A 16,189-nucleotide genomic window follows, 5' to 3' on the forward strand; every position below is an offset into this window, starting at 1 on the left:
CAGCCCGTCTCTTCGATTCAGACCCTCGAACAGCTCGATTTTTCGTCGCAGCGTGGATTTTCCGCAGGATATCTGGACTGTAGCATTTAGTCTGTAGCTATATGCCGGAAGCTCTATGCGACAGCCATACTGTGCTACCCGTTGTTCTTGCCTTGCTCTGACTTACCGGTACCTTGCTGCTGCGAGTTTTTCGAGGTGTCATCTTGGCTATTGCTAGGTGCCGGTACGTTCGGGATCGGGGAAGCACTCTGCGTGTCCTCAGGGGTCTGAGTCGGCTGGGGGCTGCTGGGAGTCTGGGTCGGCGTGCCTCGATCGTTCTGCGCATCCTGCTGAGCCTGCTCGTCGGCCTTGCGCTTGGCTTCGGCCTGATCCTGTTGCTGCTGCCAGGTTCTGGAACCGGTGCCCCAGGTGCCGTCCGGGCCGCCGACCTTGCCGGTGTCGTTAGCAGTGGGGAAGGCTTGGTCGGCAGTGCCTGCCAGCGCCTGCTTCATGTACTGCGTGAACATGTGCACGGGGTAGTCGCTGCCGCCGCTGTAGATGCCGAAGGGCGGGATCTCCTGCGGGTTGCCGTTCTGGTCAGGGTACCACATGGCGAACACACTGACCGTGTCAGGAGTGAAGCCGACGAAGCTGCCGGCGGTCGCATCGTTCGCGGTGCCGGACTTGCCGGCCATCGTGCGGCCTACGGACAGGGCCTCGGTGGCAGTGCCGTACTGCACGGTGCCGGTCATGGCCTTGGTGACCAGCGCAGTGTCGTTCGCCGCGAAGACCCGCTGGGTCTTAGTGGGGGCCTCGTACATGCTTTTGCCCTTCGTATCGGTCACTTTGGACACGATATGCAAGGTGGGCTTGCTGCCTTGGTTGGCGATGGTGGCGAAAGCCTGCGTGATGTCCTGCACATGCACGCCATCATTGCCCAGCACGGTGAAGGGGTTGTCTCCCTTGACGCGATTGGCGCTGACGCCTGCCTTGTTCGCCGTCTGCGCCACCTTCTTGGCGCCGAGGTCCTGCTGCAGCTCCATATATACGGTGTTCACCGAATTCGCCGTGGCATTGTACATATTGATGTATCCGAAGCTCTGGTTGCCGAAGTTCTGCACCGGGCTGGCGATGCCGTCGAAGGAGCGAGGCGAGTTGCCGTTGAAGGTCGTGTTCAAGTTCATGCCGTCCTGCACAGCCGCCAGCAGCGCAAAGGGCTTCATCGTGGAACCGGGCTCGTACGTTGCTTGGGTGGCGTTGTTCAGCTGCTTGGTCAGGTAGTCATCGCCGGCATAGAGCGAGATGATGGACCCGTCCTTGGGGTTGACCGACATGGCGCCGGTCTGCAGGCCCTGCGGCACGACGCCGTTGCCGTCCTGCGACGGGCTTGCCACCTGGAACATGAGGTCCTGCTTGGCTTTGTCGATCGTGGTGACGATCTTGTAGCCTCCGGTGTCGAGTTCCTCCTTGGTAAAGGTCTTGTCTTTGGTGAGCTCCTCGCGCACCATTTCCAGCAGGTAGCCCTGCTGCCCGGCGTAGGTGTTCTGCTGGGCGTTTTGGGCGGTCTGCGGGAATTTGGCGGACGATGCATCTTGGCCGTTGATGTAGCCGTCTTCGCGCATGATCTTGAGCACGCGCTCGAAGCGGATCTGCGCCTGCTTCGGATTCTCGGCCGGGTCCCAATTGCTGGGGGAGGGGATGATGCCGGCGAGCATGGCCGCCTCGGAGACGGTCAGATCCTTGGCATCCTTATTGAAGTAGGCCTTGGCCGCGGCCTCGATGCCGTAGGCGCCGCGGCCGAGATAGATCGTGTTCATGTAGTTGCACAGCACCTGGTCCTTGCTCTGCGTCTGCGTGATCTTGACGGCCAGTATGGCCTGCCGCAGCTTGGCCGAATAGCTTGAGGTCACGGTTTCGCCCATATAATACTGCTTGACGTACTGCTGGGTGATCGTAGACCCGCCTTGGCGGGAGTTGGTGGTGATGTTGCTCAGAAACGCGCGCCCGATGCCTTTGAGATCGATGCCCTTGTCGGTATAGAACGAGCGGTTCTCCGATGAGACGATGGCCTGGCCTACGTATTTGGGAAGGGCGTTGCAGCTGATGATCTCGCGGTTCTGCTCGGCGAAGGAGCCGATTTCAGTGCTGCCGTCGGCGTAGTAGACCGTGGTTTTGGATGACAGCGCGACCTTCTCGGCCGGCGGTATTTCAGTGGTCACATAGAGGTAGGCAAAGACGCCGGCGCCGACCAGCAGCAGCGCTGCCGCTATGCCCAGCAGCCACAACAGCACGCGATGGACGCGGTGCCGCGGCTTGTTTTTGCGCGGCTTGCGACCTTTGGGGCGGTGCGATTGCTTGGAGCTGCGGTGCGATCTCGGGTCCGGCGATGCGCCGCCGTGGGACCCTGCCGATCCCCGTGCTCGGGTGCCGCCGGTCCGCGATGAAACGCTGCGAGTCTGAGAAGCCATGCCCACCACCGTAACGGCTGCCCCTGAAAAATCGCTGCCTGTGAGCGGAATTCTTGCAAATCTTCGCAAACATCGCCAAAGCCGGGACATGCAGGCAATCCCGTCGCATGGGGAGCCGGTCGGCGGTTTTCGTGGGCGCTTCTCCAAGTTGGGCGCTATGCTTACATGTTGGAATGCGCAACGCGCTACATATATAAAGAGGAGTCAATATGAGCATTCGCGTAGCAATCGCCGGTGTGGGCAACTGCGCCTCGTCGCTGGTGCAGGGCGTCGAATATTACAAGGATACTGCCGATGATGACAAGATCCCCGGACTGATGCACAACAACTTCGGTGGCTACCGCGTGCGGGACATCGAGTTCGTGACCGCCTTCGACGTGGATGCGCTCAAGGTCGGCAAGGATCTGTCCGAGGCGATCAAGGCCTCGCAGAACAACACGATCACGTTCGCCGACGTGCCGAATCTTGGCATCGAAGTGCTGCGCGGGCCGACCCACGATGGCCTGGGCGAGTACTACCGCGAGATGATCGAGGAGTCCTCGGCCGAGCCCGTCGACGTGGTCAAGGAGCTCAAGGACAAGAAGGTCGACGTGCTGGTCAGCTACCTGCCCGTCGGCTCCGAGGAGGCCGACAAGGCCTATGCGCAGGCGGCTCTTGACGCGGGCTGCGCCTTCGTCAACTGCCTGCCGGTGTTCATCGCCTCGGATCCCGAGTGGGCGCAGAAGTTCCGCGACGCCGGGCTGCCGATTGTCGGTGACGACATCAAGAGCCAGGTCGGCGCCACCATCACGCACCGCGTCATGGCCCGCCTGTTCGAGGACCGCGGCGTGCGGCTCGACCGCACGTACCAGCTCAACGTGGGCGGCAACATGGACTTCATGAACATGCTGCAGCGCACGCGCCTGGAATCCAAGAAGATTTCGAAGACCCGCGCCGTCACCTCCATCGTCCCGCATGAGATGGAAGGCCACAATGTGCACATCGGGCCGTCCGACTACGTGGCGTGGCTCGATGACCGCAAGCTGGCGTTCGTGCGCCTGGAGGGCACGACCTTCGGCGATGTGCCGCTGAATCTCGAGTACCGTCTCGAGGTGTGGGATTCGCCGAATTCGGCCGGCATCGTCATCGATGCGGTGCGTGCCGCGAAGATCGCGCTCGACCGCCATCTCGCCGGTCCGGTGCTCGCGCCGAGCTCTTACTTCATGAAGTCCCCGGCCGTGCAGCACGAGGACAACGAGGCGCGTCAGCTCGTCGAAAAGTTCATCGCCGGCGAGGTCGAGTCGACCGAGGCCCAGCTCAATGCCGACGTGGCCGAGGCGAAGGCCAAAGGCAAGGACGTCTGGCACGCCTGAGCGAGCGGGCTTATGCTCTGTAGGTTAGGCTGATGGTGCTAGCTGGCCTGCGTCGCTGCGTCGCCAATATATGACAATGGGGGCTGCGCGCGATTCGTACAGAATCGTGCGCAGCCCCCATTTATGTATATGGCTACCGTTTGGCTCACACTTTTTTGTCAGCCGTAAAAAAGTGTGAGCCAAACGAACAACCGGAATGTTAGCTTTTAACCATGTGAATGGCGGAATACCATCGTTTCCTTCTCGTAGGGAACGAACACACATTGTTTGCTTTGGCTCGCACTTTTTTTTAACGTTCGCAAAAAGTGCGAGCCAAAGCTGGGGCTACTTCGCAAGCAGCGGATGAATGCGCTTGTCGTACGCGGTCAGGGCGCTGTTGATGACCTGATGCATGTCGTAGTACGCATACGTGCCCAGCCTGCCGCCGAAGATCACGCCGGGCTCCTCGGCCTCCAGCTGCTTGTACTGCTGGTACAGGTCGCGGTCGCCTTGCGTGTTGACCGGGTAGTACGGCTCGTCGTCCCGACCGGCGGAGCGGCTGTATTCGCGCCATACCACGGTCTTATCGGGGTTCTGCTGCTCGCGACGCTCGGGGTTGAAGTTCTTGAACTCGATCGCCCTCGTGTAGGGCACGTCCGCATCCGGGTAGTTCATCACCGGGCAGCCGTAATGGTCGCCTTCCTCGTAGCGGACCTCCTCGAAGTCCACCGTGCGCCATTTCAGCTCGCCCAGCGCGTAGTCGAAGTAGCGGTCCACCGGGCCCGTGTAGATGACCGGCACCTTGCCAACGATCGCGGCCTTGTTCAGCGGCTGGCTCTCGTCGAAGAAGTCGACGCCGAGCGTCACATGAATCTTCGGATCGTCGATCATCCGCTCCATCCACGCCGTGTAGCCGTCGGTCGGCAGCCCCTCGTACTTGTCCTTGAAGTAGCGGTTGTCGTAGTTGAAGCGCACCGGCAGGCGATTGATGATGCTGGCCGGCAGATCGGCCGGATCCGTCTGCCACTGCTTGCCCGTGTAGTACTTGAAGAACGCCTCGTAGAGCGGCCGGCCCACCAGCTGGATGCCTTTGTCGTTGAGGTTCTTTGCCTCCACGCCCGCCAGCTCGCCCGCCTGCTCCGCAATGAGCGCCTGCGCCTCTTTCGGCGTGTAGTGCGCGCGGAAGAACTGGTTGATCGTTCCCAGATTCACCGGCAGCGGGAACACCTCGCCCGCATGCGTCGAATAGACGCGATGCACGTAATCGGTGAACGAGGTGAAGCGATTCACATACTCCCACACTCTCTCGTTGGACGTATGGAACAGATGGGCTCCGTACTGGTGGATCTCCGCGCCCGTCTCCTCATCCATGCGCGAATACGCATTGCCTCCGATATGCGGGCGAATGTCGATGATTTCGACTCGCGCCCCCGCACGTTCAGCCGCCTGCTGCGCCACCGTCAGCCCAAACAGGCCAGCGCCAACCACCACTAGATCCGCGTTCATGGATATCCTTCCACTCCAAGTGTTTCCCACATCTTAAGCGCCATAAGCCTTAAGCGCCATGAGGCATATGCGGTGGACCGCTAAGGCAATGATCGCTTGTCGCATCGCATAACCCCCTCCATGCTACCCGCAAGCGTTCCCGTGGGCTGGCAGCCTATCGTGATGAAAGAGCGGAGGCCTCCCTCTGCGGCCGCTTGCGATCGGCCAAAAAGCGTTGCGAAACGTACGGCAAAGGCACGGCGGTGTACGGGGAAAGGCGCATAAGACCCCGGAAATGTTGCGAAACGTACGGTAGCCTTGCGATGGCATATACCGGCAACCGCGTCAGGCGCTCTACAGCGAGCACACCACCAGATAGACGGCGACGACGTGGCATATATACCCGACGATCGTGCCAAGGTGGAAGACCTCATGGTATTCGAACCAGTCCGGAATCGGATTGGGCTTGTGAATCGCGAAGCAGACCGCGCCCGCAATGTATGCGGCTCCGCCCGCCCCGATCAGAACCGTGGGGGCCGGGCCTGCCGCCGGCGCGGACCACAGCTGAGGGATGAGGGTGACGGGCGCGAGCCCGAGGACGACATAGACAATGGTGAACACCCAGCCCGGCGCGCGCAGCCAGACGATATGCGCCATCGTGCCGATAAGCGCCGTGGCCCAGATGACCGCGAGATACGGCCAGCGGATCGATGCGGGCAGCGCGAAGAGAATCGGCGTGTTGGTGCCGGCGATGATGAGGAAAATATTCGAGTAATCGATGGCGCATAGAATTTTCGTCACGCGCACGCTCGTCCACGGCACGACATGCAGCAGGGCGCTGTTGGCGAAGAGTAGCATGGCGGCGGCGCCGTATACCGCGCAGGCGGCTTTGACCCAACCTGCCGGCGCGACGCAGATCAGCACCACGGAGGCAGCGATGCATAAGGGAAGCACAGCCAAGTGCATCCATCCGCGCAGCCGCGGTTTGCGAATGCCGAAAGCGTCGACTCCGACGCGGCTGGATTGGGGATTCCGCGCCGACCGCAGCGCCCGCGAGGCTCTCGATGTTTGACTCGGCTGCGTTCGAGTCGGTTGTGTCTGACCTGTTTGCGCCTGCCTCGTCTGCGCTGATTCGCCCCGGGAACGGGTCGCATCGCGTCCGCCGTGCGCCGAATCGGAGGAGATCGCGCTCTGAGCGATCGGGTCGTGACGCGCTGCGCCATGCTGTGTGCGGCTTGCCGAATGCAGGCCTTGCGAAGCCGCTGTGCTCATCCTGCCATCCTTTCGTGAAGCTACGTAATCGTAACTTACTATATCGTAACTTATGGCTGGCGCCCCGTGAATTTCAACAATCGCGAACTTGGTTTTTCATCGCGCCGGAGGCATATCCGAGGGTGGTGTACACTAGTGAAAGCCTCCACGCGGCGCTATGTCACCCAACTCCCCCAGGGCAGGAATGCAGCAAGGGTAAGCGGCCTCTGACGGGTGCGTGGAGGTTTTTATATGGTTGGTATGTGCATGTTTTGCCGCAAGTATGTTCTTCAAGCGTGCGTCGTCGCAGGCTTGGCCGTAGAGTCGTGAATCATGAGCGACGAAACCGAATCCGAATTTGAACCTGACGCTGCGACGAACGATGCGCATGCAGGCGGTGACGTGCGCGACAACGCCCGCAATGCCGAAGATGCGGACGCGGACACCCCTGACGGCGCAGACGATGCGGCTGACACGACGACGGCCAACGTTGATGCGCTGAACGGCGAGCATGCTGACGGTTCCCGATCCGATGACGAGCAGGAACCCGATCGCGATGCGGCGGCGCAAGCGAATTCCTCGCCCGGCGCTCCCATGCCCGTATTCACGCCGCTGCCCAAGCCCGCCACGTCTCCCCGGTTGTCTGCGGCAGCTGAGCCTTCGAACTATGAGAGCCCTGCGGACGCCGGCACGGATTCCCTGCATCCCTTGGAAACACAGGGTTCCCTAGGAGCGCAGGATGGGCGGAATCAGGCCGATGATCTGTCGGGTCTTGCTGGTCCGCAGGGGCAGTCGGCCGCGTTGCCGGGCGATGCGTTGCCGGGCGACCTTGACTATGATCTTGACCATGGCCTGGCCCGTCTCGACCCGCTGACCGTGCGCCCGAGAATCTCGAGTCGAGTCCTGTGCGCGGTGTTCGGTCTGGTGTTCGCGGCCCTCGCCGCAGGCGTGTGGTGGCTGGGCGTGCGCACCATGAACGGCCAGAATTACGACGAGATCGTATACAACGGCTTGTCCGACTCCATCGCCGTCTGGTTCAGGCCGGTGACCGACGCGTTTACCAACTCCTACCTGGTGATCGGGTTCAGCGTCGCCATCATCGTCGTCGCGGCGCTAGTGGCGGCATTGCGTCGCAGATGGTGGCTGCTCGCTCAGCTGGCCGCCGTCGGGCTGTTGTTCTGGGGCGTCCACTATCTCAAGGATGTGCTGCCGCGACCGTTCATCGGCAATATCCTTTCCAGCCAGAAGAATTCCGCGCCTTCCGGCCATACGTTGCTGGCCGCGGCTGCCGGCGTGCTGCTGCTCATCGCGGTCGGTCGCGCCTGGCGGGCGCTGGTCGCGCTCGTGGCCAGCATTTACGCGGTGCTGGTGGGGCTGTCGGTGATCGTAGGCGGGTGGCATCGCCCGACCGACGTCGTCATGGCCATCCTGCTTATAGGTGCGGTAACTCTGCTGGCGCTTGTCTTCACTGGCAAATCCGGCATGGACGAGCCGGGCAGGCGGGCCTCTTCCCCCAGCGTGCAAATCGTCGCCAGCGTCATGATCACCCTTGGCGTGCTTGGCAGCCTGTATGCCGGCTATATCATCTGGCAGCTCGACCCCGGGCTGGCCTTGAGCGAACGATGGACCCACGGCGGCGCCATCGTCTCCGCTGTGGTACTCATATCGGCGGCCAGCGCACTGGTCTTCGGCCTGGTGTTGGCGATGCGCCAGCTGACCGCGTCGCCGCTGTCGAGATTCGGCCTTGTCGGAGCGCCGCCCGAACCTCCGACTCCACCGGCGCAATCGCCGCAACGGCCGCCGAAACGCTAAGGCGGCACGCACCGGATTTGGCGCTTCGACATACCGCATGCGTATGATGGCGCTGCCGAAGGGCAGATGAACTGACAGCAGAACAAGGAGGGGCAATGGCAAACGGCACCAAGCTCGTCATCGTGGAGTCCCCGACCAAGGCCAAGAAGATCGGGGGGTATCTCGGCAGCGGCTATACCGTGATGGCATCGGTGGGGCATATCCGCGACCTCGCCCAGCCCAGTCAGGTTCCCGCGGCGCAGAAGGCGAAATTCGGCAAGTTCGGCGTCGACGTGGACGACGGATTTGCACCGTACTACATTGTCGGCTCCGACAAGAAGAAAACCGTGGCCGACTTGCGCGCGGCCCTCAAGGATGCCGACGAACTCTACCTGGCCACTGATGAGGACCGCGAAGGCGAAGCCATCGCCTGGCATCTCGTGCAGACGCTCAAGCCTAAGGTCCCGGTCAAACGCATGGTATTCCACGAGATCACGCCGGAGGCCATCAAGGCGTCGCTGCTTGAGACCCGTGACGTGGACGGCAACATGGTCGACGCGCAGGAGACGCGCCGCGTGCTCGACCGGCTCTATGGCTATGAGCTGTCCCCGGTGCTCTGGCGCAAGGTCGGACCGGGGCTGTCGGCGGGCCGCGTGCAGTCCGTGGCGACGCGACTGATCGTCGAGCGTGAGCGTGAGCGCATGGCCTTCGTGAAGGCCGCATACTGGGATGTCATGGCAATATTAGGGGCGCCGGGCGTTCAGGGCGACGATGTCGATTTCGCTTCCAGACTCGTGTCGCTGGGCGGCAAGCGGCTGGCCGTCTCGAAGGATTTCGGAGATGACGGCAAACTCACTCCGACGGGGTTCAAGGACAACGTCTGCCTGCTTGACGAGGCCGGCGCCACAGCGCTCGCGAAGTCGGTGCGGAATGCCGTGTTCACGGTGGTCTCGAACGAATCGAAGCCCTACCGCCGCCGGCCGATGCCGCCATTCACCACGTCGACGCTGCAGCAGACCGCAGGCAACCGGCTGTCGATGAGCTCGCGCCAGACCATGCGCGCCGCGCAGGGACTGTACGAAAACGGCTACATCACCTATATGCGCACCGATTCGGTGACGCTGTCGCAGGAGGCTATCAGCGCTGCTCGCGATGCGGTCGAATTCCATTTCGGCGCGTCGTACCTCGCTGATAAGCCCAAGCAGTATGCCACGAAGACCGCAGGAGCGCAGGAGGCCCATGAGTGCATCCGGCCTGCCGGCTCGCGCTTCCGCGATCCGGACGAGCTGAATGGTAAAGTGCCCCCGGATCAGCTCAGACTCTATCGGCTGATCTGGCAGCGCACGCTGGCTTCGCAGATGGCCGACGCGACAGGATCGACGGCCACGGTCAGGTTCTCTGTGCCTGCCGGGCAGCAGGGCGAGGCGATTTTCCAGGCGTCGGGCACCGTTATCGAGTTTCCTGGATTCCTCAGGGCTGTTTCCGGGCGTTCCAGCGCTGCCGGCAGTACATCGCAGGCATCGCAGTCGGCGCGGACTGCCGAGAGCGAGAAGCCGGGCAAATCGGATGCGAATCCGCGCAAATCGGCCGATGAAAACGAATCCCTGCCGCCGATGAAGGTCGGCGATGAGTTGCATGCCTCTCAGGTATCCGCCGACGGGCACGAGACCCAGCCGCCCGCGCGCTACACCGAGGCCTCGCTGGTCAAAACGCTTGAAGCCAAGGAGATCGGCAGGCCTTCGACTTATGCGAGCATCATCTCGACGATTATCGATCGCGGCTACATCTACGAACGCGGTCGTGCGCTGATACCCTCTTGGCTGGCCTTCGCGGTCACGAAGCTGCTCGAGACGAAATTCCCCAAGTACGTGGACTACGAGTTCACCGCCGATATGGAGAACGGGCTTGACCAGATCGCCCACGGCAAAGAGACCGGCAAGGAATGGCTGACGCGATTCTACTTCGGCTCCGGCGAGGACTCTGCGAGGAGCGCCGCTGAAGCCCACGAGGGCCTGCAGCAGCAGGTCGCGCAGCTGGGCGAGATCGACGCGCGGGCCATCAACACGATTGACATCGGCGATGGGCTGCACGTTCGCGTCGGACGCTATGGGCCGTACCTCGAAGATATGAATCACCTCGATGACGCCGGCAACCCCAAGCGTGCCTCGCTGCCCGACACCATGGCTCCCGACGAACTGACCATCGAGGCCGGCCATGAGCTGATCGAGCATAATTCCTCCGGTCCTAGGGAACTCGGCAAGGACCCGGCGACCGGTGGCGCTGTCGAAGTGCGCAATGGGCGTTTCGGCCCGTATGTGGCGCTTGTGGCACCCGAAAGCCCGGAGAATGGCGAAGCCTCGGCTTCGGATGGGTCGGCCAGATCGGCTGAGGGCAAGACCGGCAAAACGGGCAGATCCGCGAGTTCCGCGTCGAAGCGTTCGAAGAAGGCCCCGGTCGCGCCGAGACCCAAGATGGCCTCGCTGTTCAAGTCGATGAGTCCGGACACGCTGACCCTCGAGGACGCCTTGAAGCTGCTCAGCCTGCCGCGCGAAGTCGGCGCGATCGAGGAGACCAATGCCGAGACGGGAGAGGTCTCGCAGGCGAGCATAGCGGCGAATAACGGACGCTACGGCCCGTACCTGACCAAGACGAGCGCCGATGGCAAGAGCGAAACGCGTTCGCTGGGCAGCGAGGATGAGATTTTCACTGTTGACATCGCACAGGCCAAGGCCTTGTTCGACCAGCCCAAATATGGCCGCGGACGGGGCCGGGGCGCTGCCAAGCCGCCGCTGCGCGAGCTTGGGGCCGATCCTGAGACCGGCAAGAACGTGACGATCAAAGATGGGTTCTACGGCGCGTACATCACCGATGGCGAGACGAACCGGACTCTGCCCAAGCAGTACACGCCCGAATCGATCGAGGTGGCGGAGGCTTTGCGGCTGCTAGCCGAGAAGCGTGCGGCCGGGCCGGCGAAACGCCGGGGGCGCCGGACGACGACGTCGAAGGCGAAATCCGCCGCGACAAAGACCACTGCAAAGAAAACCGCCGCAAAGAAGTCCACGACCGCTAAGAGCACGGCGAAGGCCGGATCCGCCAGGAGCGGCGTGACCACCCGCAAGAGCGCTGCGGCCAAGGCCCAGTGATGGCAGGGCTGTTCATCTCCTTCGAAGGCGTTGACGGCGCAGGCAAGACCACGCAGGTGGAGCGTCTGCGCCAGTACGCCGAATCCTTAGGGCGCTCGGTCACCGTTACGCGCGAGCCGGGCGGCACCGCCTTGGGACAGGCCATTCGCCAACTGCTGCTGCACGGGGTTCCCGAAATTCCTGAGGCCTACAGGACTGATGGGGCTGCTGAGCGGCTTGACGGCAGGAATGCGCAGAAAGCCGACAGCACTGCAGAAGACGCTGCCCGGAATGCTGGCATCGCGGCACGTGCGGAGGCATTGCTTTTCGCCGCCGACCGGGCGCAGCATGTCGCGCAGGTGATCCGCCCGGCTCTGGAACGTGGCGGCATCGTGATCACCGACCGATACTTGGACTCTTCGCTTGCCTATCAGGCGGGCGGGCGCGAACTGACTGTCGAGGCCGTGCGCCGGCTCAATCTCTGGGCGAGCGGCTCGCTGCTGCCCGCACGCACTTATCTGCTCGATATGGATACGGATATCTCGCATCGTCGGCTCACCCACAGCGAGGATCGCATGGAATCGGCGGGTGCGGCGTTTCAGCATCGCACGCGGCAGGCTTTTCTTGAGCTTGCCCGCGAGGAGCCGCGGCGGTTCAGAGTCATCGATGCCGCGCGACCCGTTGAGGTCGTCTGGCAGGAGATCAGGGCCGATTTCGATGCGTTGCTGGCTGGCGGCATGGCTTCCGGCGACTCGGTTTCTGGTGGTATGGACGCTGACGAATCGCAGGGAGAGATGCGATGAGCGTCTGGGATTCGATCGTCGGCCAGCAGCGTGTCGTCGGCCAGCTCTCCGCCATCGCCGCCGGGGATGCGAAGGCCATCGCCCAGTCATGGCTTATCTGCGGGCCTCCCGGCTCGGGCCGCTCGAATATCGCCCGCGCCTTCGCAGCGGCTTTGGAAAGCCCCGATCACGGCTTGGGCGCGGAACCGACGCGGATTGCCGCGCAGGTGCTCGCCGGCACACATCCGGATGTGACCGTGCTGGCGACCGACAAGGTCACCATCGGCATCGACGAGGTGCGCGGCCTGATCGAAACCGCCGAGCAGACGCCGAGCACCGCGCCGTGGCGCATCATCATCATCGAAGACGTCGACCGCATGCTCGAGCGTACGACGAATGTGCTGCTCAAGGAGATCGAGGAACCTAGCCCGCACACCATCTGGCTGCTGTGCGCGCCCAGCGCCCAAGACGTGCTGCCCACGATTCGCTCGCGCACCAGAATCATCAATCTCGCCGTGCCTTCCGCGCAGGCCGTCGCGGATTTTCTGGTCGCGCAGGACCATGTGGATCGCAACGTTGCCATGCGGGCCGCTCGGCTGGCCGAAGGGCATATCGGCGTGGCCCGGCTGTATGCCAACGATGATCAGGTGATGGCCGACCGCGATGAGCTGATCGTCGGCGTGCTAGGTCTGGAACGCGCCTCCGACGCCGTGCTGCTGGCGGCAAGCCTGATCGACAACGCTTCAGGCCAGGCGCAGGCGGACGTGCAGCGTCAGGCCGAAGCGCACAAGGCCCAATTCCGTCGCATCAACGGACTGGGGCCGAAGGACCGCATCCCGCCCAAGCTGCGCGGGGCATTCAACGCGATCGGCAAGAAGGATGTGCTCAAGCGCCAGACCACGCGCCGCAGCCGCGATGTGCTGGACCGTGCGCTGAACTCGGTCGCCAGCATCTACCGTGATGTCGCCGTGCTGCAGAACAATGCCGAGGACGCGGTCGGACTCATCAATCTGGAGAACCGCACGCCCATCACCGAGCTGTCGGCTCACCTCACCCGCGCCGGCGCGGTGCAATGCCTGGAAGACATCGCCACCGCGCGGCGCAGGCTCGCAGGCAACGGCAACCCGACACTCGTCTTCGAAGCCCTGTTCTGCGCCCTCATGGCACGGTAGCGGCTCACTAACGACTCGGTAGGCGGCTCGGTGGCGAGTCGCGGGCAAAACCGCAAGGAATGCGTCGCCTTTTGTACGCTAACTCGGCCTTGCCGTACAAAATGGCACGTTTCAAGCCTCCAAAACGTTGCCTTTTGCACGGCAGCGTCGCGTTAGCGTACACAAAGCAACGTTTGTGTGCCCCAAAATCGTGGCTATGAGGTTTCCGAATATGACGGTGAGCCAGATTCCATTGGGAGGAACGTCAGCTCCCACTCCACAACTCGCCGAATATGACATTATAATGATATGACGTTATGATGAATATGCCATTGCGGGTGGAATGAACCATTGCGGAATTGGCGACATAAGCAACATAACTCAACCGAGCAAAAGCCAAGTAAAAACACCGCTAACCATCGCCAAGCACCGAAGCAGATGGCGTTTCATAGTCGAAAGGAGAGGGGCAGTGCTCAGCCAATATGTGGACCCAGGATCGATTCTGCATCGCCCAAGCGTCACCGGCTGGCGTCAGGCCGTTGACATTGCGGCCGCGCCATTGCTACTCAACGGCGCAATTACACCGGAATACGTCGAGGCGATAAAGGCCTCGATTGCTGGTCCGGGCGGCACGTACATCGATTTGGGCGGCGGCGTGGCGCTGGCGCATGCGCGGCCTGAATCCGGGGTCAATGCCACGGCGCTATCCGTGCTGCAGGTCGAGACGCCGTTCCTCTTGGCCGACAGCGCCGAGCATCCGATTTCCACGATGTTCTGCTTGGCGGCGAAGGACGCCAACGCCCACATCGCATTGATGCAGGATCTGGCTGGTCTGCTGACCGACGGCGAACGGCGCGGCGCGCTGAACGCAGCGACGACAGCAGATGAGATCAGATCCATTTTTGAAGAAGAAAGGTGATCCTATGAAGATTCTCACAGCATGCAGCACTGGACTCGGCTCCAGCTTCATGACCCAGCTCAACATCGACAAGGCCTTGAAGGAGCTCGGCGTCGACGGCATCGAAACCGACCATACCGATCTGTCGTCGGTTACACCGGCCAGCGCCGACGTCGTGTTCGTCGGGCGTGATATCGCTGAGGCCGCCGAAGGCAAGAACGGCGATGTCGTCGTGCTCAACAGCCTTATCGACATGAGCGAGATCAAGGAGAAAGTCGCCGCCGCCCTCGAACGCCATGGCGTCGCAGTGCCGAACGAGTAGGCCGGGCAAACAAGTCGAACAAGGCAAACAAGGCAAACAGGTCAAACAGATGCCGGGCCGTCGATGGCCCGGCATTCACCCATAACGAATAACATCCTCAAAGGAGAGTGATATGAACGGGTTCCTTTCCGTCCTATTGGACATCTTCCGCCAGCCCGCGGTCATCGTGGCGCTGATATCCCTGATCGGTCTGGCGCTGCAGCGCAAGAAGGCCACCGACGTCATGCAGGGCACCATACGCACCTTGGTCGGATTCCTCGTGCTGGCTGCCGGCGCGGGCGTGGTGAGCAATTCGCTGACGCCTTTCGGCGACATGTTCCAGCACGCCTTCCATGTGCAGGGCGTCGTGCCGAACAATGAGGCCATCGTCGGCACCGTGCTGGTGAAGTATGGCTCCGAGGCCGCGCTGATCTTCTTCTTCGGCATGATCGTCAATATCCTGCTGTCGATGACCTCGCGCTTCAAATACATCTATCTGTCAGGGCACGTCGCCTTCTACATGGCCACGATGATCGCGGTCATCTTCGAGGTAGCCGGACTGCCGACCTGGGGCGTGCTGCTCTGGGGCTCGATCGCACAGGGACTGATAGTCACGGTCTCGCCGGCCCTCGTGCAGCCTTTCATGAAGCAGGCGACCGGCACCGATGAGGTGGCGCTGGGCCACACCGGCGGCGCGGGCATCGCCTTGGGCGGCCTGGTCGCCATGCTGACACGCTCGAAGAAGCATCCCTCGAAGTCCACCGAGGACATCAAATTCCCCAAAGGACTAGGCTTCCTGCGCGATACCACGGTAATCGTGGCGCTGTCGATGGCGGTCATCTATGTCATTGTGGCGCTGTTCGCCGGCCCGGCCTATATCGAGGCGAAGCTGAGCGGCGGGCAGAACTTCCTCGTCTTCGCGGTGCTGCAGGCCGCCACTTTCTCGGCTGGCGTGTTCATCATCCTGGCCGGTGTGCGCGTGGTCCTGGGCGAGATCGTCCCGGCCTTCAAGGGCATCAGCGAGAAGCTGGTCAAGAATGCGAAGCCGGCGCTTGATGTGCCGATGACCTTCACCTTCGCGCCCAACGCCGTGTTGATCGGCTTCCTGTCGAGCTTCGTCGGCGGCATCGTAGGCATGGCCATCATGGCTGTTGCCCACGCCACGATTATCATCCCCGGCATCGTAGCGCATTTCATGACCGGCGCGGCCACTGGCGTGATCGCCAACGGCGTCGGCGGACGGCGCGGCGCGGTGCTTGGCGCCTTCGCCAACGGCTTGGCCATCACCTTCCTGCCGTTGCTGCTGTTGCCGGTATTGGGCGATGTCGGTTTGGCCAATGCGACTTACTCGGACGCCGATTTCGGCGTGGCTGGCGTGATCTTCGGCTACATCGGCAAATCCGGCGGGCAGATTGCGCTGATTGCCGGCGTGATCATCGCCGTGGTGGTCTTCTATCTCGCCTCGCTGCTCATGACCCGTCATGAGCGGAGCAAGGCCGCTGCAGTCGCCAAGACCGAATAACGCGACGACGGCGGCGTGCGAAAATCGGATGGATGGGGGCTGATCGGACTTGTTCCGGCCGGTCCCCATCCGGTTTCTTCGCCTTGGCGGCGCACTGCGCGACTGCGC

The 16,189-nt window shown here is 62.4% G+C and carries 11 protein-coding genes and 1 other RNA gene; 9 read left to right on the top strand and 3 right to left on the bottom strand.

Features of this window, described 5'->3' with window-relative positions; all coding sequences use genetic code 11:
• Positions 1-134: 134 nt before the first annotated feature.
• Positions 135-2,447, bottom strand: a complete 2,313-nt coding sequence (locus BISU_RS06760; protein ID WP_024463268.1) for a transglycosylase domain-containing protein — start codon at positions 2,445-2,447, stop codon at positions 135-137.
• Between the two features lie 209 nt (positions 2,448-2,656).
• On the opposite strand from BISU_RS06760, the gene BISU_RS06765 reads away from it, so the two are divergent.
• Positions 2,657-3,799: an inositol-3-phosphate synthase gene (locus BISU_RS06765; protein ID WP_024463269.1), complete on the top strand. Its 1,143-nt coding sequence runs from the start codon at positions 2,657-2,659 to the stop codon at positions 3,797-3,799.
• 324 nt (positions 3,800-4,123) lie between these two features.
• Here the strand turns inward: BISU_RS06765 and glf are convergent, their stop codons facing one another.
• Positions 4,124-5,284: a UDP-galactopyranose mutase gene (gene glf, locus BISU_RS06770; protein ID WP_024463270.1), complete on the bottom strand. Its 1,161-nt coding sequence runs from the start codon at positions 5,282-5,284 to the stop codon at positions 4,124-4,126.
• Between the two features lie 333 nt (positions 5,285-5,617).
• A complete protein-coding gene (gene trhA, locus BISU_RS06775; protein WP_024463271.1) occupies positions 5,618-6,535 on the bottom strand; it encodes a PAQR family membrane homeostasis protein TrhA in 918 nt (305 codons plus the stop codon).
• Between the two features lie 136 nt (positions 6,536-6,671).
• On the opposite strand from trhA, the gene ffs reads away from it, so the two are divergent.
• From ffs to BISU_RS06810, 8 genes are all read left to right on the top strand, one after another.
• Positions 6,672-6,768, top strand: an RNA gene (gene ffs, locus BISU_RS12060) — signal recognition particle sRNA small type.
• Between the two features lie 79 nt (positions 6,769-6,847).
• A complete protein-coding gene (locus BISU_RS06780) occupies positions 6,848-8,326 on the top strand; it encodes a phosphatase PAP2 family protein (RefSeq protein ID WP_024463272.1) in 1,479 nt (492 codons plus the stop codon).
• 95 nt (positions 8,327-8,421) lie between these two features.
• Complete coding sequence (topA, locus tag BISU_RS06785) at positions 8,422-11,448, top strand: type I DNA topoisomerase (RefSeq protein WP_024463273.1); 3,027 nt, start codon at positions 8,422-8,424, stop codon at positions 11,446-11,448.
• A complete protein-coding gene (gene tmk / locus BISU_RS06790; protein ID WP_024463274.1) occupies positions 11,448-12,230 on the top strand; it encodes a dTMP kinase in 783 nt (260 codons plus the stop codon). The genes topA and tmk overlap by 1 nt, the downstream gene beginning before the upstream one ends.
• Positions 12,227-13,381 (top strand): DNA polymerase III subunit delta', encoded by a 1,155-nt coding sequence (locus BISU_RS06795; RefSeq protein ID WP_024463275.1) that lies wholly within the window; start codon positions 12,227-12,229, stop codon positions 13,379-13,381. Before tmk ends, BISU_RS06795 begins: the two co-directional genes overlap by 4 nt.
• 448 nt (positions 13,382-13,829) lie before the next feature.
• On the top strand, positions 13,830-14,279 hold the full coding sequence (locus BISU_RS06800) for a PTS sugar transporter subunit IIA (protein WP_024463276.1): 450 nt from the start codon (positions 13,830-13,832) through the stop codon (positions 14,277-14,279).
• A 4-nt stretch (positions 14,280-14,283) separates the two neighbouring features.
• Positions 14,284-14,580: a PTS sugar transporter subunit IIB gene (locus BISU_RS06805; protein ID WP_024463277.1), complete on the top strand. Its 297-nt coding sequence runs from the start codon at positions 14,284-14,286 to the stop codon at positions 14,578-14,580.
• A gap of 112 nt (positions 14,581-14,692) precedes the next feature.
• The gene (locus tag BISU_RS06810) at positions 14,693-16,081 is read left to right on the top strand and encodes a PTS ascorbate transporter subunit IIC (RefSeq protein WP_024463278.1); all 1,389 of its coding nucleotides are present in this window, start codon (positions 14,693-14,695) and stop codon (positions 16,079-16,081) included.
• Positions 16,082-16,189: the final 108 nt, after the last annotated feature.

It is taken from the genome of Bifidobacterium subtile (genome assembly GCF_000741775.1).
In the GTDB taxonomy this organism is placed as follows: Bacteria; Actinomycetota; Actinomycetes; order Actinomycetales; family Bifidobacteriaceae; genus Bifidobacterium; species Bifidobacterium subtile.